The following is a 24835-nucleotide window of genomic DNA, read 5'->3' on the forward strand; positions in this document are numbered from 1 at the left end:
TGAGATAACATCTTAAAATACATTAATAAATCTATTTCAAGATACAAAAAAACGAGCAGAAAAGCTAAGGCTTTCTGCTCGTTTATGAGAGTTAATAAATAGACTTTTTCAGTAGCCTCCAATTTCTTGGGGCTTTTTTGTTAGGTTTTAACATATAAAATACTGAATAAAAGCGATTAAAATTTCTCTTTTAACTCTCTAAACATTTCAATTGGAGTAATAAATCGTACACCAAAATGATTACAGGGTTCTGGAATCTTAATTTTAGCTTTCATTTCAGGTCGGCTTACTTCATAGGTTACAATTACATTATTATTTTTCATAGCATAAGCAATTAACCAAGGGTCTGCTAAATCTGGAGATAAAAATTCGTCTATCGCTGTTTGTTTGTAATGATGATTGTTTGCTACTGCCCAATTAGCAATTAATCCATATTTGTCTATACAATTGCTACTATCAACAAAAAAGTTACTCTTAATATCATTATGACACCATTTTCCTAAAATATCTGGATTCTGATGATCGTATAACTCTTTTTTTACTTTGTCTATACTGAAAATAACGTCATCATCCGAAAGAGTAATGAGTTTGTCCCAAAAGCTCGGAACAACATCAAAAGGATAGTGCATCCTATGAGCTTGTATAAAAACGTTGCTATCTAATAAGTACTTGCTCATTGGTATAGATATTCTGTTACAAATTTGCTATAAGTGTCTCCTTTTAAATTTGTTAATTTATAAGCATCTCGGTATAATAGTTTATTATTTCTGACAGCACTATTAATAAAAGAAGCGAATCTCAAGCTAATCCTCTTTTTTGCCGTTGCGTAGTAGTTCCCTCCTGAGCCTTGTTGTTCTTTCTTGGCTTTAAAATCAGCCATGAAATTGTTATAAAAATTAAAAAAATCTTCTTTACTAATTAACTTTAAGTCTAAAGCTCTTCTGGCAATCACAATCTGACTTACTTTGAATATTCTACTTAAATACTTGAAATTTTGAGTTGTTTGCCATTTTGTAATGAAGTAAGTTTCAGGTACTAAAAATTCAGCAGCAACTTTATCACAAAGAATTTCAATGGGGTCGTCAGCTGGAAGTAGGTCTTTATTGTTAAATCCTGCACTCTTCCCCAACCAAACGTGAGCTAATTCATGAATGATAGTAAACATCTGAGCAGCCTTAGCATCAGCAGCATTAATAAATAAAAAAGGTGCTTTTTTATCAACTAAAACAAAACCTCTACATTCTTCAACTTCAATTTTTCTTTTTGTATTTGTACCAACAATTCCGTTATAATTAACAATTATTCCTATTTCCTCAATCTGTACTGTGAGAAACTCCAAGGCATCTTCCCATTTATCATATTTACTTGCCCAATCTATCTCTAAACTCAACGTTTTTCTAATATCATTTACGATAACTAATGGATTAAGATTAGGATTGTACTTGTATTTACCGACAAATTCTAAATCCTCAAAACCTAATTCATCAAGATATTCTACTAACCAATTTTGTCTATCTTGTATTAGTTGAATGGTATGAAATACATTTAAAGAAACTTTATTGCTAATATTATTCCCTGTTCTAAAAAAAGGAATATCTATTTTTTCATTTGGAGGTTGTGGTAAAAATAAATATCCAAATGGTACATGGACTTTGTGTGTAAAGTCTTCTAATTGTTTTACTGTGGGAAAGACTTCTTTATTAATCCACTTTTGTACTTTAGGGTTTTGAGCATAGAATTCTTCTGGTTCCATCCCATTTCTTCGGATAGCCCATTCAATAATTTCACTATTGATATTTTCAACTCTTGTACTCATATTACAAAGGTAATAATTTTGTTTTAGGCTTTTAAAAATAGATTTCAAACTTATTTCTTAAGGCTTCATTGCAGTTCCAAGTAATAATTTTCATTTTGTTTATAGGAAGTATTTTTTCGTAGTTTTTATATAAATATCTGAAAGTATTATAGTATTTACATTGAAAAACTACTCAAAGTTTAAATGTTTTTCCTTAGAGATAATTACATCTTCCTTAATCCATTTTTAATTTTCTTCTGAGCATTAATATTTTTCCTCAGAAGCCATTAAATCTTCCTCAATTCATTTTTAATTTTCCTCTGAGTATAAATATTTTTCCTCAGAAGCCATTAAATCTTCCTCAATCCATTTTTAATTTTCTTCTGAGCATTAATATTTTTCTTCATAAGCCATTACATTTTCCTCAATTCATTTTTAATTTTTTTCTTGGCATTAATTTTTTTCCTCTGAGACATTTGCATTTTTCTCAATTACTTTATTAACAGATATTTAGCTAAATAAATATTGCATTTCGTGCCAAATGATTCGATTATTTCTATAATTTTATAGTACAACCTATCCACTAATAAAGACTTTACAATTTCTATTCATCCTTTAAATAATGTGACCTATGGCATCTAACACAGAAGCTACCTTTGGGGCTAAAATTGCTAACGCTTCAGCAATTTCAACACATCTTAAAAGTTTTATTGGCTATATTGCCCCCACAGCCGATACAAGTATTGTTAATTATGATGCTTTGATTGAAGCAACGAAAGTCGAGAATAGTAATGTCATTCGAAAAAAGAGTGAATATTCGACGGCAGTTGATACCCGACAAAAGCATTTTTCCAATCTTCCCACTTCAGTAGGCAAATTACTAAGTCCGATTGCAGCAACGCTCAGGGCTAAATTGGGTAAAACATCAAAAGAAGTAAATGATATTTCTGTATTGATTACGAAAATCAGAGGAGAAAGAGCTACCAAACCCAAAGAAGGAGATACTAAGGAAAAGATTAGTCAGTCGGAACGTTCTTTCGGAAGTATGACACAAAACTTTGCGGATATTGTTAGTACATTAACGGCTTTAGGAAGTAATTATACACCTGTGAATGAGTTAATCAAGCTCCCGAATCTTCAAGCAAAGATTGCTGAAATTAATCAAGCCAATAATCTTGTAACAAGTACTTATGGAGGGTTAAAAGTGAGTGCTGAAAAACGGAATGCTTTGTATGAAACGCTTGCGGAAAGAACACAAAGGATTAAAGAATCTATTAAAAGTCAGTATGGCGTTAGCTCTACGGAATATAAATTGATAAAAGGTTTAAGAGTATAGTTTAAGAGGAAATAAATACTAACAATAAAGTAAAAACGGCTGCCTAAAATTTAGACAGCCGTTTTTGTTGATTAGTCAATGATACCTTTTTTGACAATCCTTTTGTTGTTTCCTGAATATTGATTTTATATGAGATGCTAACCTACTTCAACAGGTGGAACAATTACTACATCACGTTGCACTATGGTAAAATTTAGACCTTGCTTGTAAATCAGTAATGCAACGGGGTCGTTGATGTCTTTAAAATCAAACTTGTATTTACCTACTGTCGTAACAGGTATTAATGTGGTATTTTGAGCAGTGATAGTAATGGGTACTTTCGTTGTCAATTGTTTACTTGCCTTGAGTTTTAGATAATAAGTACCGTCTTGTTGAAGATTCTGAACGCTAACAGAGCCTTCTTTGCTAGTTTCGTAATCGTATCTGTTGCCATCCATATCTACAATTTCATAATAATCAATATCGGCGATGCCTTCCCAATCTACCTTCAAATGTAAGCCTTTATTAGCGTCGATAGTTTTGATGGCTAGTTCACTTTTCACTGTATCAACGATGACCTTATCATTATGAATATCCTTAATTTTTAAATTGTAAAGAAGGTTGCGTCCTTTGGTAGGGCGATAATCCATCAAGTTTAAAGAAACAATACTCTCTGTTGAACCAGCAGGAATCACAAAATACATTGAGTTGGTATTAATACTATAATAATGGTTATCACTTTGTTTTTCTAAAAGTACAACAAGGTCTTCATTGATAGGTTCGTTGATTTTAAGTTTTACTTTTACATCACTGGATTCATCCACATTTAGCGTGCTAAACTCAAACCCTACTAAAGCTTTAGTAATCGCTTTAGTTTCATAAATGTCAAATTCAAAAGAACCATTTTGCCCTAATTGAAGTGTGCTACTTAACGATTTAAAGGTAACTGTACAGTTTTCAATTTCAGGCTCAACCGCTGAATCTTTGATTATTTTTAATTTAATTATTGCCGTCGAATCACCAGTTTTGATAGTTAGAGGATTAGGAGTAATCAATTGAAAGTCTTGTCCAAGAGTAGCCGAACCATTGAAGTTAAATTCAATTACTTCATCTTTTTTAGATGGCTTATTCAAAGCAACTTTGATACTAAAAGTATCGCTTTTACTTTCCTCAAAAGTAATCTTGGTAGAGTTTGAAAATTGAATACTTGAAATTTCAGAATAGACATTAACTTCTTCTTCTGATGCACATCCCCAAGTAATTAATAAGAGCGAGATGAATACACTAATTTGTTTCATTTTCATGACTGAGTTTAAAGGATAAAGGTTAAAAATTGTTTTTCTTTTGATTTGATTTACAGGAAACTATGTAAGATTAAAAGTATAATTACTACATTGCTTCGTACAACGATAATACTGACACCAATAATGTTTTAGAGGTTGGAAAGGATGATTGAAAAAGGATAAATGGATTTTAAATAATGATGAGCGGTTGATGATTGAGAGAAAATAGACTAATCACAACATACATTTTATTGAAGCAGAGCAATAATCAATATAATGCGGTTTAAGTATATTGGGATGTAAGAAAAAGGGGACAGAGTCTTGCAGTTCCAAGTAATAATTTTCATGTTGTTCGATTAAATAAAAGAGTACCAGTAGCACGAGTTTCCAACTCGTTAAGCTTAATTATAAACGAGTTGGAAACTCGTGCTACTGTTATATAAAAAAAGGTCAGGCATCAATACCTGACCTTTTGATAAAACAATTCCCATTCCAATCACCTACTCAATCCCCAATAAAATCTCTGTAACATTCTCCGAAGAAGTTAAGTCCACCCAATTGATATATACTTCTCTGGTTTGAGTTGTTGGTTTATGTCCTTGTGCGAATAGTTGATTAAACAGCTCTTTATAAACAGGCATAATATTGCTGAAATCACCATGATGTGTATAAGCAAAAGCCTTGAAAGAAGGATGTTCTAGTAATTCATAATGTGCAGGAATTGTTACTTCTTCGTCACCCACAGGCAAGGCAATTTCTAAGATAAAAGGCTTTTCAACATCGCCAGTTGCACCCCAATAGATAAACTCAAGAGGTGCTGAAGTGTCTAAGCCCAATTGACCAGCGGTAGCATAGAGAGTCTCTATCTCACGCATAGCAATGGCGTTTACATTTAAAAGGGTTGTTTCTGTACGATAAATAAAATACTTCTGAGTAGGTACTTCTTTTACTTGTGTGTTCATTTGACTGTTGAGGTTTTATTTTTTGATTAACAGTACAAAGTAAATCATGCTTACTGACAACAGTATGTCAGTGAAAAATGCTTTTTTTTATAGATTTATTTTAATTGTTTTTCTTGATGAATATGTCCCCAACGTCTTATTTCTTTTACAATGGGATAAAGCGTTTCGCCGTACTCAGTTAGTGCGTATTCTACTTTTAGCGGTACTTCTGCAAAAACAGTTCTGTTTAAAATTCCATCGGCTTCGAGTTCGTCTAATTGCTTGGCAAGCATCCTTTCGCTAATGGTTGGTAAGGTTCTTTTCATTTCTCCAAAACGATTGATTCCCTTTTTAATCAGCACAATCAGCGTTGTTTTGCATTTTCCTTTGAGTACTTTCATAAATACATCCGAAGGACAATCTTGTTCGATATAGTTTTTTTCTAAAATCATAAAAATTAAGTACTTGATTATCAATAAAACTACACTATTTGTAAGTACCTGTAACGAATGTAACTACTTGACTTTCAATATTTTTTTGTGGAGGTTTACAGCATAAATATAAGCGAATAAACAAAACAAAGATAAAACCATGAACCATTCTTTTAAAGCTTTACAGATTATAGAAAGTGCTGAGAAACAATATACACGAGCGATTGTACAAAGAGAGATTTCAGATTTACCAGCGGGAGATGTTTTAATCAAAGTGCATTATTCAGCATTGAATTATAAAGATGCTTTATCGTCAATAGGGAATAAAGGTGTAACAAAACAATTTCCACATACGCCTGGCATTGACGCTGCTGGCATTGTAGAAGCGAGTGATTCTCCAGAATTTAAAGTGGGCGACGAAGTAATTGTTACCAGTTATGATTTAGGAATGAATATTTCGGGCGGTTTGGCTGAATATATTTCTGTGTCAGCCAAATGGATTGTGAAATTGCCCACAGGTTTAAGTTTAAAAGAAGCCATGATTCACGGAACGGCTGGATTAACTGCTGGTTTGTGTATCAATGCTTTAATCAATTATGGATTAAAACCAGCACAAGGAAAAGTTTTGGTAACAGGCTCAACAGGAGGAGTGGGGACTTTGTCGATTGCCATTTTAGCTAAATTAGGTTTTGAAGTTGTGGCTGTAACTGGTAAACCTGAAGCTGTTGAATTCTTAAAACAAATAGGAGCAAGCGAAATTGTAAGCAGAGAAGCCTTAGATGACCAATCTGGAAGACCATTATTAAAATCAACTTATGCAGGAGTAATTGATACTGTTGGTGGAAATATTTTAGCGACTGCTTTGAAGTCTTTAACTTACGGAGGTTCGGCAGCGATTTGTGGTTTGGTTGCCTCTGCCGAATTGCACACAACTGTTTTACCTTTTATTCTTCGTGGAAATACTTTGTTCGGAATTGATTCTGCCGAATGTCCGATGTCTTTGCGAGAAAACATTTGGCAAAAATTAGCATCTGATTGGAAACCAACAGATTTAACAATACTCGCTAAAGAGATTACTTTAGAAGAAGTACCCGCCCAACTGGATTTGATGTTGCAAGGAAAAGCTTTTGGGAAGACTATTGTTAAACTATAATTTTATGAACCGTAGCACGAGTTTCCAAACGCCAAATTACTATGACACGAGTTGGAAACTCGTGCTACGATTTATTATTCTTCCCACTCAAAACTACGAGTGACGGCTTTTTTCCAATAATGATATAATTTCTCTCTTTTTGACGCTTCCATATCTGGCTTCCAAGTTTGTGCGATTCCCCAGTTTTGTTTTAAATCGTCTAAATCTTCCCAGTAACCTATTGCTAAACCTGCTGCATAAGCAGCACCTAAAGCGGTTGTTTCAATCATGGCAGGACAAACCACGGGAACGTCCACCATATCTGCTTGAAACTGCATTAAAGTTTCATTGACTACCATTCCGCCATCTACTCTTAATGATGAAATCTCAATACCTGCATCTTTTTCCATCGCTTCCAATACTTCTAAGGTTTGAAAAGCAGTAGCTTCTAAAGCTGCACGAGCAATATGTGCTTTGGTAACATAACGAGTAAGTCCAACAATTACACCACGGGCATCCGCTTTCCAATAAGGTGCGTACAAACCAGAAAATGCTGGCACAAAGTAACATCCACCATTATCTTCAACAGAATTGGCTAAAGCTTCAATCTCAGCACTATTTTTAATGATTTCTAAATTATCACGAAGCCATTGTACTAACGCTCCGGTAATGGCGACAGAGCCTTCTAAAGCATATTGTACTGGATGATTCCCAAACTGATAAGCAACGGTAGTAAGCAAGCCATAAGTTGATGGCGTGATTTTCTCGCCTGTATTCATTAACATAAAACAACCCGTGCCGTAAGTATTCTTTGCTTCACCTGCGGAAAAACAAGTTTGTCCAACCAATGCGGCTTGTTGATCGCCTAAATCACCTGCAACGGGTACGCCTGAAAGTACGCCACGAGCTTCTCCATAAATTTCACTGCTTGATTTAATGGCGGGTAACATGGCTTTAGGAATATTCAACTTGGTAAGAATATCATCATCCCAAGCTAAAGATTGCAAGTTCATTAATTGCGTTCTACTTGCATTGGTGACATCTGTAATATGGATACCTCCATCTGTTCCTCCTGTTAAATGCCAGATGATAAAAGTATCAATATTTCCAAAAATAGCAGTTCCTTCTTCGGCATCTTCACGCAAGCCTTCTACGTTTTCTAAAAGCCATTTTAATTTTAAGCCACTAAAGTATGTTGCTAAAGGCAAACCTGTTTTTGCTCGAAAACAATCTGCTCCGCCTTCATTGGCTAATTCAGCTACCATGTTTCCGACACGAGTATCTTGCCAAACGATGGCATTATAATATGGTTGACCAGTGAAACGATTCCAAACAACTGTTGTTTCTCGTTGATTAGTAATGCCCACCGCTGCAATATCTAAAGGCGAAAGGTTGGCTTTGCCTAATGCTAAACCGATTACTTCTTGGGTATTGCTCCAGATTTCATCTGAATCGTGTTCCACCCAACCTGCTTGTGGATAAATCTGTGAATGTTCTTTTTGTCCGACAGAGATTTGATTGCCTTGTTTGTCGAAAATGATGAAGCGGGTACTAGTAGTCCCTTGATCGATTGAGCCGATATACATTTTTATGATTGCTTTTGATAGTTAAATTAGAGCGATTGTTTTAATCGAAATTTAGTGATTTCAGCAAACATTACCATTCATGAATGGAATTAATATCAGTCTTTTATTACGATTGAGAGAAATAAGCATAAACGTCTATAACATAAATACTGTTTTTGTATCAATTAAAGTAGCGTATTTTAATTTAACAACTCAGCATTCATCATTCACAATTCAAAACTCATACTTATTTCTCTCAATTGTAATCTTTAATGTATTTTACTTCTTAGCGTCAATATCTTTCAAAAGTGTATCTACTGCGACTTTCAATTGCTCGTCTGTTCCTTTAGCAATCCAATCTGGTGTGTTTTCAACGATAATATCAGGAATGGCTGCACCCAATTCTTGGTTTTTATCAGTTGCTTTAGTGTACCATCCTCTTCCCGGTAATCTTACAAAAGAACCATCCATTAAAGATTTTCCTCCCGTAGAAATTACTGAACCATTGGTTGGTAAACCTACTAGTTTACCAATGCCTAAAGATTTATAAGCATGCGAGAAAATTTCTGCATTAGAATAACTTCCTTCATTACAAAGTGCGATTGAAGGTTTTGTCCAAGCGGCATAAACCAAACGTTCTCCGATTGGATAATACTCTCTGAACTTTTTCTTATCTTTTTCTAAATCAGTACTTGCACCTCTTGGAATAGTATAAGCATGTTGTTTGTAGTTCAAAATCGTCATTAAATAATCGGTTGTTGAACCGCCACCATTATAACGAACATCAATCAAGATGCCTTCTTTTCCATAGCCAGCAGCCGTAAATTCTCTTTCTACTACTTCAAAACTTGGGAAATCCATTCCTTTGATGTGGATATACCCTAAACGACCATTAGAGAATTTCTCCACTAATTTCTTTCTGCTGTCAACCCACTCATTGTATAAATTATCGCTGATACTTTGTGTAAGACGAACTACAACTTCTCTGTTTTTTCCATTGGCGTCGCTAACATTTAAGAGTACTTTTTCATTAGCCAAGCCATTTAATAAACCATAAAAGTTCTCGCTTTCACTTACTGCCTGTCCATTTACAGCCGTAATCACTTCTCCTTCATTGATTAAGCTCTTACTTTTAGTCACTGGAGTTTCTGGCACTACGTGGTTTACTTTCATTCCTGTTGCCGTTGGAATCAATTCAGTTCCTAATAAACCTGTAATTTCTCTTTGTGTTTCAGCACGGTCTGGTGCTGTTAAGCCCATGTGGCTTGAGTTTAATTCACCCAATAGTAAATTAAACATATCTCTGAAATCATTTGAAGTACTGGCATTGATACAACGCTCTTTGTATTTATCATGCAATTGTAACCAATTATTTCCGTGGAATTTAGGGTCGTAAAAACCATCACGAATGGTTCTCCATGCTTCTTCAAATACTTGTGTACGCTCTGCCAAATAATCAATTTTCATTTTAGCAACGAATGGCAAGGCCTCAGGCAATCCTGTTTTCACATCAACACGAGAAAGTGCACCACCTAATTTTGTATAATAAGTGTACTTGCCTTCTTTATCGAGCGTCAAATTATTAGGGTTACTACCACCTTTGGTAATTTCTTTTAATTCTTTGCCATCCCATTTAATACTAAATAAATCCCTTCCTTTTGCCGAACTACTTGTAGTTGTGTAAAAGAAGGTTTCGCCATCTTTTGAAATCACAAATTCGCTTTCATTACCAGGAAAATTTGTTACTTGTACTACTCTTTCATGAATATTGTCAAAATCAATCACAATTGGTTTCACTCCTTTTTTGTCTGGTTTAGCATCGGCTGCTGGCGTTTCTTTTTCTTGCCAATCTTGTGTCTCTTTCTCCCAGTCTTCTTTTTTCAACCATACAAACCAAACATCTGCACTACGAGCAGCGCTTCTTTCAGAAACAAAACCTAATTTTGAACCATCAGCACTCCAAAACGGATTACCATCGCCACGTGGGTGCATAGATACGTTGACAGGCTTGCTTGAATTATCGGCAGTTCTGATAAATACTTCTTGGTTAAAATATAAATCTCCTTGACTATAAGCTAAATATTTGCTGTCTGGACTCCAAGCTATATCACTAGGTTTGTTCCAGCCTTCACTTAATATTTTTTCGTTCGTTAATTTCCCATCAGCACTGATGTCTGCTACTACAAAATTTCCTCTGCCTTTAATGTAGGCTATTTTCTTATTATCTGGTGAAACTACTGGTGAAGATTCATCTTCTGTAGTTTTTGTAATTTGTGTGATTTGATGTTTCAGCGATTTAAAAATATTACGTTCTGAAGCATCGGATGAATTTACTAAATACAAATCAAAATTGCCATTGTTTCTATCACTTGTGAAAAGTAACGTTGAATCATTCAACCAAGCAGGTTCAATGTCACGGAATGAGTGCTGAGAAACATTGATACTCTTTGTTTTTTCTTTATCTGCTTCTTTGATAAAAATTTCACCACGAAGACTATACGCTACTAATTTTCCATTTGGCGATACTTTAAAGTTGTCTAACCCTGTGGCAAATGTTTTTTGTTCAGAGGCATCAAAGCGTTCGTCGGCATTGATGTTTACATTAATTTTTGCAACCGAACCGCTCGTTACGTTATAAGTAAAAAGAGCCATTTCTTTTTCAAAAACAATAGTATTGCCATCTTTTGAAATACTGAAATGACGAATTGATTCATCCTTGAATTGCGTTAGTTTTTTAGGAGTGCCTTCTGCTTTTCCGTCGCCTGAAATTTTGATTTGATAAAGGTTATAAGCACCATCTACACTACTTAAAAAGTATAACAAACCATTTTTTCCCCATTGTGGAATAATATCGTTGGTTTCGAACAAAGCAATTTTGTTAAAGCTTTTTGCTTTGATATTATATACCCAAATATCCCTGTTTGAACTACCATTATAAGCCTGACGAGCTACAGGATTGATGTCTCCACGTACAAAAGCAAGAAAATTCCCATCAGGAGAGAGTACTGGGTCGAAGCCTACGGCGTCTAGCATTCTTGATTCTGTTCCTCCTTTTGCACTAATTGAATATACTTCTTGTGGGCGTTCAATTTGCTTAAATTCACGACTGGTCGAGAATAAAATTTTATCTGCTTGCGTCCAACTTGCTACTAAATCTTGAGCTGAATGGAAGGTCAAACGTTTGGGTAAACCACCCGTTGAAGGCATTACAAAAATATCATTATTGCCAAAACGAGTACCTGAAAAGGCGATTTGCTTGCCATCTGGACTAAAAATTGGATTACTCTCATAAGCTTCATGGATAGTTAATCGAGTGGCATTTCCACCTGTACTAGGTACTGTCCAAATATCTCCTTGATAGGAAAATGAAACAACAGAACCATCATTATTAATACTTGGCTGACGAAGTAATAATGGACTTTGTGCCATTGTACTGCCTGCGGAAAGCATTGAAAGAAATAGAAAAAGATGCTTTTTCATGAATAAGAAATTGTTTGATGAAGATTTAAGCTACAAATAAGTAATAATTTGCTAAAATAATAAATTATCAAAAGGTTATTCGCCAAACAGCATCAATAAAGCTATGTTTGTTTAGTGATAAATTAAAATGATGAATTAAAAAGCAAATTGTCATTTCTACTAAGAATTGAGTCATAAAAGTAGAGCAAAGTATTTTTTCCAATAAAGAGAACAATTTTTCTATACAGAAAAAAAATGTCACTATATAGGAATATTATTTTTCTGTATAACAATGGAGCATTGTTATACAGAAATAGGATTTTGTTGTATGTCAATGGAGCATTGCTATATAGGAATAATATTTTTCTGTATAACAATAGAGCATTGCTATATAGGAATGATATTTTTCTGTATAACAATAAAGCATTGCTATATAGGAATGACATTTTTCTGTATAACAATAGAGCATTGCTATATAGGAATGACATTTTTCTGTATAACAATAGAGCATTGCTATATAGAAAAATGGTATTCCTAAAAAGAAAAATAAAATACAAGTACAAAAAAGATATTTTGCTTTATGTCTCTGTCTTCTTGAAGTGCTATAAATCTTTAAGTCCTAAAATCTATGCAATTAAAGTCGAAAGAAAAGTTAAATATAAGTACAAAAAAATGGGCTATCCATCTCTGAATAGCCCATTACTTAATATCTAAAGTATTGAAATGCTTTAAACTATAATCTTGCCTCTTTTGTCTTTAAACTCTAAAGTCCTCCCAAAAAAATCTTGCTTCTTGTGTCTTCAAGTCCTAAAGTCCTATATCTTAAAGTCTATTTGTTACAATCCTTACAAACTCCCTGTACCAACAAATTTGTTTCCACACGTTTGTAACCTTCTGGAAGGATAAAGTTAGGAATTACTACATGGTCTAAACAAGTAGTTAATCCGCAAGCTGTACATTTAAAATGAACATGGTCATGATGATGCGTATGGTCTCCTGCATGGCAATTATCCTTACAAAGTGCATATTTTACACCACCCTCATCATCCAATACTTTATGAATCAACCCTTTATCAACAAACGTTTTCAGCGTTCTATAAACCGTTACTCTATCGAATTGTTCTGTTAATTGTGATTCCACGTCGGCATGAGCAAGAGCGTGTTCTTTGCTCATGAAAACATCCAAAATACCTTCACGACAATCAGTTTGGCGAAGGTTATATGTTTTTAATGTATCTTTTATTGCTGGTTTCATTCTATCATCATTGCATTGTCAAACTGCAACTTTACTAAGTTAGCATAAATTCCTTCATCAATCAAAACCAATTCATCATGCGTTCCTTTTTCTGCTACTCCGCCATCTTTCAACACATAAATGGTATCAACATTGCGAATGGTAGCCAAACGGTGAGCAATAATAATGGTAGTACGGTCTTGCATCAAACGGTCTAAAGCATCTTGCACCAGTCTTTCAGATTCCGAATCCAAAGCACTTGTAGCTTCATCCAGTACCAAAATGGCTGGGTCTTTCAAAATGGCACGGGCAATCGCAATTCTTTGTCGTTGACCACCCGAAAGCTTCACGCCACGCTCGCCAACGATGGTTTTAAATCCTTCTGGAAACGAATTAATAAATTCTAAAGCATTCGCTTTTCTGGCTGCTTCAATCACTAAGTTTTCATCTGCTTCTGGATTTCCATAAGCGATGTTTTCATAAATCGTTCCACCAAAAAGCATTACTTCTTGTGGTACAATGGCAATGTTTTTCCTTAAATCTGTAATATCGAAAGTATTGATGTTTTTACCATCTACCAAAATATCTCCTTTTGCTAGTTTGTAATAACGCATCAACAATTGTACAATTGTTGATTTCCCTGCTCCTGAATGACCCACCAAAGCTATTTTTTCACCTGATTTTACTGATAAAGAAATATCTTTTAATACTGGCATATCTGGACGAGAAGGATATTGGAAAGCAACATTGCGATACTGAATTTTTGGTGTTCCATCATTGGATACTTCTGTTTTAGTTACTTTACTTGGAACAGTAATGTCAGTAATTTTTACTTCAGATTCTTCTCCTAAAATTTCTAAGATACGTTCAGAAGCTCCCACTGTTTTTTGAATTTGTGCATACATATCGCCCAAACCACCTACTGAACCACCAATAAAACCTGTGTAAATAATAAACGTGAAGAGGTCTTTGAAAGCTAATTCGCCTTGCAAAACCAAGTTGCCTCCATACCAAACTACGCCCACAACACCACCAAACAGTACGAAGATGATAAAAGAAATAAAACCACCTCTGAAACTCGCTGCTTTCAAAGCATAATCAACTACTTTTTGTACGGATAAACCATAGCGGTGTGCTTCAAGACTTTCGTTGGTAAATGCTTTTACGACGTTGATAGACTGTAGCGTTTCTTCAACGATGATATTGGTAGCGGCTAATTCATCTTGTACTTTCTTTGCATTTTTACGGATGAATTTCCCGAAAATAATAGCGGCTATTACTAAAAACGGAAATGTAAGCAACATAAAAAGAGTAAGCTTACTCGACAAGTAAGAAATTAAAATAATACCACCCACCAAAGTAAATACTTGGCGAAAAAGCTCAGCCAATGTAATCGAAAGAATATCTTGTAATTGAGAAACGTCGGTTGTGATTCTACTCATTAATTCACCCACACGATTTTTCTCGAAAAATGGTACTGGCAAAGTAATGATTTTAGAATAAAGTGCATTGCGGAGGTCACGCATAGACTGCTCCGATACTCTTGTAAAAGTAATTACTCTAAAGAATGAGAATACCGATTGAAGAATTAACAGCCCTACAAAAATTAAGGTTACTTCATTCAACGTGAACTTAGGTGCTTCATGAAAAACATTTTGCAATTTGTCTGTTACCATTCCACTACTCATTCCTGTAGTAGCGTTTGCCATTTGTTCTGGTGAAACAATTGCACCAACCATTTGCCCCATTAATAAAGGAATACTCATAGTGGTGATTTGAGAGAGTATCAAAAACACAAAACCTATGGCAAATGTGCCTTTATAAGGAAGGGTGAATCTGAAAATCTTCAAAGCTTTTTTGAAACCTTCTTTACTTACTTTTTTCTTATCTTCTGGAGAAACTCCTGCTCCAAAACTGCTACTTCGCTTTGCCATTATTGGGTTTAATTATTAATTAGCCTTCAGCCATTGGCTTTCAGCTTTGAGTCAAATGTATTTATTTTGCTTTAGGCTCTAAGCCATAGGCTAAATTGTATGCGTTTTATAAAACCTAAGTAAAAGGACGTTATTAGTTAACTGTATATCTGTTATCTGTATTTAATTTAAAATCAGATAGTTAATACTATATTCAAACATAAATTTATTGTCAATTTAATTTGTCCTTTTACTTATAAGGATTTGAGAATAAAGTTCTCATTAATAGACAATTATGTAAGTCCTTATAGGTTTAAAAAACTAGGGCTGAGAAAAATCCAACATCCGAAATCCCAAATCTCTGACATCGAACATCATTCTTCGTCTGGTAATCCTTTATAATTTGATTGCTCGAAGATTTTCTGAGCATCTGTTTGCTTCATTAATTCTTGAATCGTCAGTTTTTCGTTTTCATCAAAGTATTTTCCAATAATTCGCCAGCCTAACCAACGACCGATAGCTCCTGGACAGGATGCACCAATTTCTGCTGTGACTGGTCTGTCCATAATATACCTTGCTTTGATAGGGGCATCGTTTGTATAGAGTAATTTATTATCAATAAAATGTGCCCAAATATCTTTTTGAAAAGTATAGCAGTCTGTCAATTGTGCATCAGAATATCCAATAAACAAACTATCTGCTTTAGAGGGCATCATTGTATGTCCGAAAACATAACTTTTCCCATACCAAACCATATCCGATAATAACGATTTTTCAGAAGGTTTGGTTGCATTGTATTTGGCCGAAAGTAAAAGTACAGCTTGTGGCACGATGGCATTGGGTGCGGCTTTTCTTAATTGGTAATCGTAGATGTCTGGAAGGAATTTACCTTTCTTTCCCATGAAATAATCTAGTCCAATAATAATTAATGAGTCCGAAATCATTAATTCTGGACTACTTAGTACATCTTGAGCAAAAAAACCTGTGAAAATTGTAATAATTTTAGGCTCTTTAAAGTCTGGGTAGTAATATTTGAGATGCTGAAAAGCTTCTTTAAAATCATCTTCAAGCTGAGTATTTCCGAAAAAAGCAGGTTCTTGAGATTGTTTGTAAAAATCTTGAAAAGCTTGATTGGTAATAACAGGCAATAATCTTTCTGCTAATTTCTCAAAATCTTGGGGTAAAACCTGAAAATAAGTACTGGTGAAGCTTTTGTGTGTATTGAAAAAATTTATGAGCTGATTTTTATCTTTGCATGCAAGTAATTCTTTGTCAAGTCGTTGAATAGAAACATTTACTTGTACCTTACTTACATCAGGGTCAGAAGCTTCATTTCCTTCAGAAGAACAAGCAAAAGCCAGACTTACGATGAAAATGGAGATACAATATATTTTTAATTTTAGAAGCATACGCTTTTGGATTAATAGTTTTACCGCTTTAGTCGTGTTTTATTGAAAACAACTTATTTAACAATACAAAATTATGAAGAAAAACGCATTCTTAATTCTTTTTATTCTGTTGATGACCTCCAAAGCCTACACACAGAATTATGGATACGGTTCCAGATACAGCAGTGGCTACCGTAGTGGTTTGTATAAATTAAAAATTGGCTTCAAGTTCTCCCCGAATATTACGCTCAACGAAGTAGAAACTACTAAAGATTTCAGAGATTTAGAAGCTTCGGGCATTAACTTGAAAATGAGCTTAGGACCAATCATTGATTTTTACTTTGCTGAGAAATACGCTTTTAGTACAGGTTTATGGTACACTGTTAAAGGTGAAAGTTATTCCGTTGGTAATAATTTTTATAATAATGATTTGTTTGCAGAGTATCCGCTCAGCACAGATGAACGTACTGGTAACAAAGCCGCTTTCAATTTACAATATTTACAAGTACCCGTAACGCTAAAAATCTTTAGTGATGGAGTGATGTCGGATACTCCGGTTTATTTACAATTTGGAGGAGTATTAGATTTGAAAATTGCAGAAAAACCTATTGACAAAGCTAGTAATCCACTTTATCAATATAGTCAAAGAGTAGGAAATCAACCCAGTATATTCAATATGGGCGATGTTGGTTTATTATTAGGTTTAGGATTTGAAAAAAGAATTAGCGGAGGAGACGACTCTTTTATTTTTGGCATACAATATCAAAGAGGACTCACAGAAATCAATAATACTAAAGCCTATAAAGATTTAATCACGAAAAATGGTTTAATCTTACTTGATTTAGGTTTGAAGTTTTAGAACTTTTCAGCTTTGAAATCTATTACTTTTTTGCCTTTCATTTTTACGAGATAAAGATTGTCGTATTCGGTATCAGGAATGATTTTCAAATCAAATTTGACGCCTAAAAATCGAATAACTTCTGGAACAGTATTAGAATGACCGATGATTAAAATGTTTTTACCTTGCATGTTATCGTGCTTGATTTTATCGAAAAAGTAAGCAGTTTTAGCACTGTAAATAGCAGTATCTATTTTTTGATTGATTCTTAAAGAATCTCCAGTTTGTTGTACTCTTAGGTATTCGGTAGCATAAATTTTAGCTATTTTTTCATTAGCTAATCGCTTGGCTAAAATTCCTGCTCGTTGATGTCCCGCAGTATTTAAAGGGCGAAAATGGTCATCTCCTTTATACGCCAAATCTTTCTCAGCATGACGGACAACGAAAATAGTAGCTTCTTTAGCACAAGAAGAAAACAACAAAGTAATTCCTAAAAAGAGTATTAGTTTTTTCATTTCATCAAGCTTTATAGATTATTTATTTACAGATTTTCTTTTAATCCGTAAATACCTATCTGGGTTGTCTGGAAAATTTTTCAGCGTAAATCTACGGGTTATATTCCCTATAAATTTACGCTGAAATTATTATTGTTACCTGAAATTACTTAAACTCAATTACTTCTGGCATTAAAGTCATTAAGCCTTCACGAGCTTTCAAATCTTGAATTTGTTTTACATAAGGAGCTAATTCACCAAATTGTGCTTTCATGATTTTCGCTTGAACAGCATCTTCTTTTTTATCAAAAATCTCTTCAAAGAAAGATTTTGGTTGAGGATAGAATTTTGCTTTATAGTCACCTTCTTTCAATTTTGCCTTTTTAGCCGCAATTTTAATAGCATCTTCTAAACCACCTAATACATCCACCAAACCATTTGATTTTGCTTCAATACCCGACCAAACGTGTCCGCCAGCTAATGATTTCAATTTTTCAATACTCATTTTACGTCCTTTTGCCGCTTTAGAAGTAAAGGTTTCATAACCTGCATCTACACTTCTTTGAAACCAATCTTTTTCAAAATCCGTCATTTCACGAGTAACCGTTGGGAAGTCAGAGTGAGCGTTAGTATTTACACGGTCGTTAGTGATTCCTAATTTATTCTTTAAGAAATTCTCAAAGTTAAAAAACTGAGCAAAAATTCCGATTGAACCTGTAATCGTTGTTGGTTCAGCCACAATTGTATCAGCAGCCATCGCCATATAATAACCACCAGAAGCCGCATAGTCAGCCATTGAAGCGATTACAGGTTTTACTTTTCTTGCTAATTCTACTTCTCTCCACATCACATCAGAAGCCAACGAAGAACCTCCTGGACTATCAATTCTTAATACAATGGCTTTTACTTTTTTATCATCACGAGCTTTACGCAATTCAGCCACCCAATCGTCTGAACCAATATTTCCTTTATCCGCTTTAGAACCAATAATCGCACCTTCGCCGACAACTACCGCAATTTTATTTTGGGTATCGTTAAAAGGAATGGCAGATTCAGCTTTTAAGAATTTAGAAAGACTCACAAAATCAATTTTATCTTCAGATTCTTTCTTTAATTTCTTTTTGAAATCAGCTTCAAATTCATCGTAATAACCAACATCGGTTACCAATTTTGCCGCTAAAGCACCTTTAGGTTTGTATGCGATTAATTCATCAGCTACTTTTTTTAATTCAGGAACAGTAATACCACGAGAAGCAGCGATTTGTTCGAAAATATGATTGTTAATGCTATTCAACAAAGAAGAGTATTGAGCTTTGTTGGCATCGCTCATGTTTTCACGGAGATAAGGTTCAACAGCAGATTTGTATTCACCTACTCTGAAAACGACAGGTTTGATGTCTAATTTATCCAAAGCACCTTTATAAAAACTTACTTCCGCACTAATTCCGTTGAAATCCATTCCACCAGCTGGATTCAAATAGATTTTATCAGAAACAGATGAAACATAATATCCTTTTTCAGTGAAAGATTCACCGTAACTATAAATGAATTTTCCAGATTTTTTGAAAGTAAGAAGTGCATTACGAATTTCTTCTAATTGAGCATAGCCAGCTTGAGGATAATGTGCTTGTAAGTAAATTCCTTTGATATGGCTATCAGCAGCGGCACGTTTTAAGGCTTCTCTGATTTGTACCATTCCGATACTTTCATTGTTATCCATGAATGGACCACCTAAATCTTTGAAAGGATTTTCTTCATCGCTTACATTTTCTTCGATGGCATGGTTGAGGTCTAATTTTAAGACAGAGTTATCTTTAAGGCTTGTTTCTTCTTGAGAAGCACCCACAGCCGCAGCAATACCAATAACAAGGATAAAGCTAACGATGGAGAAAACAATTAACCCAACAATAGTAGCTAAAACATATTTAAGAAATTGTAACATGAGTTTTAAGTTTTGGTTTTTTAACGCTTACAACTTACAAGATTAATCAAAATTCAGATAAGTCTTAAACCCAAAAATAAATTGACTTGTTTCCCAAAAAAAGTTTATGTGTTCAATGGAGAATTGACTTGATAGGAGGGAGGATAAAAGAAAAGACAAATACGCTAAAGATTGTTATTGACAAATATTTTGTCATTTCTTTAAATTTGTATATTTGCAACAAATGGAAAAATTCGGAGATATAGAGATAAGAGTTGTTGGTAATTATGGAAATATCAAACTTTCACCTGATAGTTATGATATTAATGAAATTGCTGTGCTTCTTCAAAATGTTGAAGATTTGCTCTATCCAATTAATAAAAAAGATAGACCTTTAATTAGTTATAATCTTGAAGAGGGTTCGGTAAAGAATACCTTCAGAACAGGTCTTCAGGCAGTAATAAGTCTAAGTGCCATTTTAGCTCAAATTAATAATGTTAATTCCATAGATTTCTTAGAGCTAAAAACAGCTCAAGCAATTGAGAATATTCAAGCTTTATCTATACAGAAGAACTATGAATTTGAATTTAAAACTTCATTGAAAAAAGATGATGAAGTAGAATTAAGGATTACTCCGCAAACGAATTTTGTTAGAACAAAAAATATTTGGGTAGATGCAGAGCTATACTTTTACGGAACACTTACTAATGCGGGAGGGAAAAGTAAAGCTAATATTCACATTGATACTTCTGATTATGGCTCGTTAACAATTGACACATCTAAGAAGTTTTTAGAAGGACACGAAGAAAACTTACTTTACAAAAAGTATGGAGTTAGGGTATATGGAAAACAAAATATTGATACAGGTGAAATTGATAAGAGTACTCTAACATTGTTGGAGTTGATTGATTTTAATCCCAAATATGATGATTCATATCTTAATGCTTTAATTGGTAGAGCAAAAAAGAATTGGAGCGGTATTGATGCCAATGATTGGGTATTTAATCTAAGAGGAACTTATGAATTATAGTGTTTTGCTCGACACCAGCTTCTTCATTAGATTATTAAATGATGAAGACCCTCTACATATTAATGCAAGAGGATATTTTAAATATTTTCTTGAGCAAGGAGTTACCTTGAAAGTATCTACAATTACCATAGCAGAGTACTGTGTAAAAGGTTCAATTACAGATTTACCTCTCAATAATATTCAAATTCTTCCTTTCAATTTAGACCATGCCAAAAGAACAGGTGAGTTTGCAAGAATTGTGTTTAATGCACAAGGAAAAGTAAAAGATAATTCTATTTCCCCTCGAACAATTATACCTAATGATTCTAAATTATTTGCACAAGCAGATGTTGATAAAAGTATTCATTACTTTGTGACTTCCGATGCTCGTTCTTTTGCTATTTATAATATCCTACGCAGTGAAGCCAGCCCCCAATTTCAAATAATTGACATTAATACTCCCTTCAATGAAATATTTGGCAAATTAGACTTTGGTTTTTGAAATTGATTTACTCATCTGAAATCTCTAATTTCTTAAATCACCTAATTCTCTCAACTCTCTACCCTTTTACAGCTTTACTTCCTACCTTTGTGTTATGAATTATTTATCAGCAGAAAATATCTCGAAAAACTACAGCGAACGTTGGTTATTTCGTAACATAAATTTTGGTATCTCGAAGGGAGATAAAGTAGCGTTAGTCGGACAAAATGGAGCGGGTAAAACTACTTTAATGAACATTTTAGCAGGTTTGATTCCTTCTGACGAAGGTACAGTGAGTATCCGTAAAGGTATTTCGGTTGGCTACCTTTTCCAAAACCCTGACTTTGATGAAAACCTTAGCGTAATGGATACGCTTTTCACGGGCGATTCTCCTGCCAATCAAGCCTTAAAAATGTATGAAAGAGCCATGGAAAATCCAGAAGATTCTGATTTACTGTCGGACGCTTTGGAGATGATGGACAAACACGATGCTTGGGATTATGAAAGTAGAGTAAAACAAATTTTGGGCAAATTAGGAATCCATGATTTTGAACGCAAGATTTCTCAGCTTTCGGGTGGACAACGCAAGCGTGTAGCAATGGCAAAAGTACTAATCGAAGAACCAGATTTAATGATTTTCGATGAGCCTACCAACCACTTGGATTTGGAAACTATCGAATGGCTGGAACAAACACTTTCTGCACAAAATATCACTTTACTGTTGGTAACGCACGACCGTTATTTCTTGGACAGAGTGTGTAACAACATTGCCGAATTAGATAACGGAACGATTTATCCATATCGTGGAAATTACAGTTATTTCTTAGAGAAAAAAGCTGAACGTGAAGCTTCGGAAGCGGCAAGTATCGACAAAGCCAAAAATACTTTACGGACAGAATTAGAATGGATGCGTCGCCAGCCGAAAGCCCGTGGCACGAAAGCTCAGTATAGAATTGATGCTTTCCATGAACTGAAAGAAAAGGCTTCGCAAAGCAAAGATGATTCAAAAGTAACCTTGAACGTAAAAATGTCTCGTCAAGGAAGTAAGATTTTGGAAATTGAAGGCTTAAATAAAGGTTTTGGAAATCAAAAAATTGTAGAAGACTTCTCTTACATTTTTCAACGTAAAGACCGTATCGGAATTATTGGGAAAAATGGTATCGGGAAATCTACTTTCTTGAACATGATTACCCAAAATCTACAACCAGATTCGGGAAGCATTACTACAGGCGAAACCGTTGTTTATGGTTATTATACACAAGGTGATTTGGACTTCAAACCGGGCGATAAAGTAATTGATGTTATCAAAGATATTGCAGAGGTTGTTACGGTGGGAACGGGTGAAACCATTTCGGCAAGTCAGTTTTTAACGCACTTCAAATTTGAACCGAAAGTACAATATGCTGCGGTTGATAAATTATCGGGGGGAGAAAAAAGACGTTTGCAATTGATGAAAGTACTCATCAAAAATCCAAATTTCTTGATTCTTGATGAACCTACCAACGACCTTGATATTCAGACTTTGAATATTTTAGAAGATTTCTTGATTGCTTTTGGTGGTTGTTTACTCTTGGTTTCTCACGACCGTTACTTTATGGATAAATTGGTAGAACATCTTTTTGTTTTTGAAGGCGACGGACAAATCAGAGATTTTCCTGGAAACTATACCGATTACAGAGAATGGTTGGAAGAAAATGAAATTACTTTAGGCGAAAAACCAAAAGTCAAAAGCGAACCCGTTTCGACGAATAATCATAAATTAGAGCCTTCGGTTCAAGTTTCGACTACGAAAAGAAAGCTTTCTTTCAAAGAACAAAAAGAGTACGAAGATTTGGGAAAAGCCATTGAAAAATTAGAAAAGAAAAAAGCTGAATTGACCGAAAGACTCAATAATGGAGGTAGCTACGAAGATTTGGGAGCTTGGGCAAAACAAATCGAAGAAATCACCGACGAACTCGACGAGAAAGAATTGCGTTGGTTAGAGCTTTCCGAATAGTTTGAAGTATTACTTATTTCATTTCTAATTGAGCGAATTATTCGCTCAATTAGAAATGATTTTTTTGCCATTTATCTACTAAATTGTACTAAAAAGCTTCTCACCATTTCCTCTGATTCTCTCGCCACTTTCGCATCTCTCAATGCCAATCCTAATCTTCTCTCCAGAATATCTTTACTGGTCATTGCCATTTCTTCTTGAATTACATAGACAATTTCTGCTCTGATAAATGGATGCTTTGGATGAATTAATACTTTTAATTCAGGTTGATTGTCTGTTAGTTTTAATACGTTTTCAGCAAATACACCGTATTTCTTCATTAAATGTTGTGTGATTTCTGGCGATACTTGATATTGTGCTGAAAGCTTTTCCCAATCTTCAAAACGATAACCTTCTGCACCATGTAATAATTGATAATCTGAAGTACAAGCAACAGGTTCTTGTTGCCAAAGATGCTCATAAATTTGGTCGATAGTATCTTTTGCCATCAATCGGTAAGTAGTCCATTTTCCGCCCATGATACTTACTAATTGACTGTTTTTATCAATTTCTACTTCATGGTCACGAACCAGAGATTTAGTATCAGAACCTTTTTCTGCTTTTCCCAACAATGGTCTTTGTCCTGCAAAACCGCTAGTAATTTCTTCAGGGCTTACTTCTTTTCCCAAATAACGATTTACGTAGCTTAATAAGTAAGGAATTTCATATTGCTCTAAATCTGGATTTTCAGAAAGTTTATCTTCCTCATCGGTTGTTCCTACCAAAAGATGGTCTTGCCAAGGAATGATAAAAAGTACTCGTCCATCATCCGTTTTCGGGACTAAAATGGCGGTTTCATTCTTCATTAAAGAAGCAGGGAGAACAATGTGCGCTCCACGACTTACTTTCATTCTTGGTTTTAATTTGGGGTTTGCCATTTTACGAACATGGTCAGCAAATGGTCCTGTAGCATTGATAAATACTTTTGATCGAATCGAGAAAGTATCACCATTTAAAGTATTCTTAATGTGAAGCCCCGTTAATTTTCCGTGATTATCTTTTTCAAAGCGAATGGCTTCGGCATAATTCAAAATTGTAGCACCTAACGTTTCTGCTTTTTGAAGTATTGCCAAACAGTAACGAGCATCGTCCAATTGTCCATCATAATACAATACTGCGGAGGTTAAATTTTCTTTTTTTAGTTCAGGAATTGTTTTCAAGGCTTCTTTACGAGACAGCCATTTACTTGCTCCAATACCATGATTTCCCGCAATCCATTCATAAAGTTTTAGTCCGATAGTCAAGTAAATTCCTTCTATCCAAGTATAACAAGGCGTTAATAAAGCTAATGGACGAGTAAGATGTGGTGCATTTTTTATCAGCGTATCTCTTTCATGCAAACTTTTCTGAACCATTTTGTATTGTTCCCAATCCAATTTTTTAACAGCTTGCTCCAAGTAACGAACGCCTCCGTGAATCAATTTGGTGGACTTTGAAGTGGTTTGCCCAGCAAAATCATTTTTATCAATTAATAATACTTTCAATCCTCTCAGGCTTGCATCCAGAGCAATACCTGCTCCTGTAGCTCCTCCACCGATAATACATAAATCAAATTGTTCTGTAATCGAAATTTTTCTTAACTGTTCTTTACGATTCATAAT

General features: G+C 34.5%; 19 protein-coding genes. 6 read left to right on the forward strand and 13 right to left on the reverse strand.

What is annotated here, in order from left to right; translation table 11 throughout:
- Window positions 1-176 precede the first annotated feature (176 nt).
- Window positions 177-677: a DUF4411 family protein gene (locus VB776_RS20695; protein WP_323698776.1), complete on the reverse strand. Its 501-nt coding sequence runs from the start codon at window positions 675-677 to the stop codon at window positions 177-179.
- Window positions 674-1816: an ImmA/IrrE family metallo-endopeptidase gene (locus tag VB776_RS20700; RefSeq protein ID WP_323698777.1), complete on the reverse strand. Its 1143-nt coding sequence runs from the start codon at window positions 1814-1816 to the stop codon at window positions 674-676. The genes VB776_RS20695 and VB776_RS20700 overlap by 4 nt, the downstream gene beginning before the upstream one ends.
- Window positions 1817-2426: 610 nt before the next feature.
- Between VB776_RS20700 and VB776_RS20705 the strand changes: the two genes are divergently transcribed.
- Window positions 2427-3131 (forward strand): hypothetical protein, encoded by a 705-nt coding sequence (locus VB776_RS20705; RefSeq protein WP_323698778.1) that lies wholly within the window; start codon window positions 2427-2429, stop codon window positions 3129-3131.
- A 137-nt stretch (window positions 3132-3268) separates the two neighbouring features.
- Here VB776_RS20705 and VB776_RS20710 read toward each other — a convergent pair whose 3' ends face one another.
- The 3 genes from VB776_RS20710 to VB776_RS20720 all read right to left on the reverse strand — a co-directional run bounded on the left by VB776_RS20710 (window position 3269) and on the right by VB776_RS20720 (window position 5786).
- Complete coding sequence (locus tag VB776_RS20710) at window positions 3269-4408, reverse strand: hypothetical protein (protein WP_323698779.1); 1140 nt, start codon at window positions 4406-4408, stop codon at window positions 3269-3271.
- A 485-nt stretch (window positions 4409-4893) separates the two neighbouring features.
- Entirely contained in the window at window positions 4894-5355 is a 462-nt protein-coding gene (locus VB776_RS20715; RefSeq protein WP_323698780.1) for a GyrI-like domain-containing protein, read from the reverse strand.
- Window positions 5356-5450: 95 nt separating this feature from the next.
- Entirely contained in the window at window positions 5451-5786 is a 336-nt protein-coding gene (locus VB776_RS20720) for a winged helix-turn-helix transcriptional regulator (protein WP_323698781.1), read from the reverse strand.
- A gap of 139 nt (window positions 5787-5925) precedes the next feature.
- Here VB776_RS20720 and VB776_RS20725 point away from each other — a divergent pair, with 139 nt between their 5' ends.
- Complete coding sequence (locus VB776_RS20725; RefSeq protein WP_323698782.1) at window positions 5926-6918, forward strand: YhdH/YhfP family quinone oxidoreductase; 993 nt, start codon at window positions 5926-5928, stop codon at window positions 6916-6918.
- A gap of 74 nt (window positions 6919-6992) precedes the next feature.
- On the opposite strand, the gene glpK is transcribed toward VB776_RS20725, so the two are convergent.
- The 5 genes from glpK to gldB form a co-directional block, all read right to left on the reverse strand.
- Window positions 6993-8483, reverse strand: a complete 1491-nt coding sequence (gene glpK / locus VB776_RS20730; protein ID WP_407653860.1) for a glycerol kinase GlpK — start codon at window positions 8481-8483, stop codon at window positions 6993-6995.
- Window positions 8484-8741: 258 nt separating this feature from the next.
- Complete coding sequence (locus VB776_RS20735) at window positions 8742-11942, reverse strand: S41 family peptidase (RefSeq protein ID WP_323698783.1); 3201 nt, start codon at window positions 11940-11942, stop codon at window positions 8742-8744.
- 808 nt (window positions 11943-12750) lie between these two features.
- Window positions 12751-13176, reverse strand: a complete 426-nt coding sequence (locus VB776_RS20740; RefSeq protein WP_323698784.1) for a Fur family transcriptional regulator — start codon at window positions 13174-13176, stop codon at window positions 12751-12753.
- Window positions 13173-15089, reverse strand: coding sequence for an ABC transporter ATP-binding protein (locus tag VB776_RS20745; protein WP_323698785.1), 1917 nt, complete (start codon window positions 15087-15089; stop codon window positions 13173-13175). The genes VB776_RS20740 and VB776_RS20745 overlap by 4 nt, the downstream gene beginning before the upstream one ends.
- 353 nt (window positions 15090-15442) lie before the next feature.
- Window positions 15443-16477, reverse strand: a complete 1035-nt coding sequence (gldB, locus tag VB776_RS20750) for a gliding motility lipoprotein GldB (protein WP_323698786.1) — start codon at window positions 16475-16477, stop codon at window positions 15443-15445.
- A 73-nt stretch (window positions 16478-16550) separates the two neighbouring features.
- Between gldB and VB776_RS20755 the strand changes: the two genes are divergently transcribed.
- The gene (locus tag VB776_RS20755) at window positions 16551-17315 is read left to right on the forward strand and encodes an outer membrane beta-barrel protein (RefSeq protein WP_323698787.1); all 765 of its coding nucleotides are present in this window, start codon (window positions 16551-16553) and stop codon (window positions 17313-17315) included.
- On the opposite strand, the gene VB776_RS20760 is transcribed toward VB776_RS20755, so the two are convergent.
- Together VB776_RS20760 and sppA are read right to left on the reverse strand one after the other, a co-directional pair.
- The gene (locus tag VB776_RS20760; protein WP_323698788.1) at window positions 17312-17809 is read right to left on the reverse strand and encodes a SixA phosphatase family protein; all 498 of its coding nucleotides are present in this window, start codon (window positions 17807-17809) and stop codon (window positions 17312-17314) included. The genes VB776_RS20755 and VB776_RS20760 overlap by 4 nt on opposite strands.
- Window positions 17810-17954: 145 nt before the next feature.
- Complete coding sequence (sppA, locus tag VB776_RS20765; protein WP_323698789.1) at window positions 17955-19730, reverse strand: signal peptide peptidase SppA; 1776 nt, start codon at window positions 19728-19730, stop codon at window positions 17955-17957.
- A gap of 223 nt (window positions 19731-19953) precedes the next feature.
- Between sppA and VB776_RS20770 the strand changes: the two genes are divergently transcribed.
- The 3 genes from VB776_RS20770 to VB776_RS20780 all read left to right on the forward strand — a co-directional run bounded on the left by VB776_RS20770 (window position 19954) and on the right by VB776_RS20780 (window position 23195).
- Window positions 19954-20739: a hypothetical protein gene (locus VB776_RS20770; RefSeq protein WP_323698790.1), complete on the forward strand. Its 786-nt coding sequence runs from the start codon at window positions 19954-19956 to the stop codon at window positions 20737-20739.
- Window positions 20729-21220 carry a PIN domain-containing protein gene (locus tag VB776_RS20775; protein ID WP_323698791.1) on the forward strand — a complete coding sequence of 164 codons (492 nt, stop codon included), beginning with the start codon at window positions 20729-20731 and terminating at the stop codon, window positions 21218-21220. The genes VB776_RS20770 and VB776_RS20775 overlap by 11 nt, the downstream gene beginning before the upstream one ends.
- Before the next feature lie 94 nt (window positions 21221-21314).
- Window positions 21315-23195: an ABC-F family ATP-binding cassette domain-containing protein gene (locus VB776_RS20780; RefSeq protein WP_323698792.1), complete on the forward strand. Its 1881-nt coding sequence runs from the start codon at window positions 21315-21317 to the stop codon at window positions 23193-23195.
- Window positions 23196-23266: 71 nt separating this feature from the next.
- On the opposite strand, the gene VB776_RS20785 is transcribed toward VB776_RS20780, so the two are convergent.
- Complete coding sequence (locus VB776_RS20785; protein ID WP_323698793.1) at window positions 23267-24832, reverse strand: glycerol-3-phosphate dehydrogenase/oxidase; 1566 nt, start codon at window positions 24830-24832, stop codon at window positions 23267-23269.
- Window positions 24833-24835: the final 3 nt, after the last annotated feature.

The sequence above is a fragment of the Arcicella gelida genome (genome assembly GCF_034931025.1).
GTDB lineage: Bacteria > Bacteroidota > Bacteroidia > Cytophagales > Spirosomataceae > Arcicella > Arcicella gelida.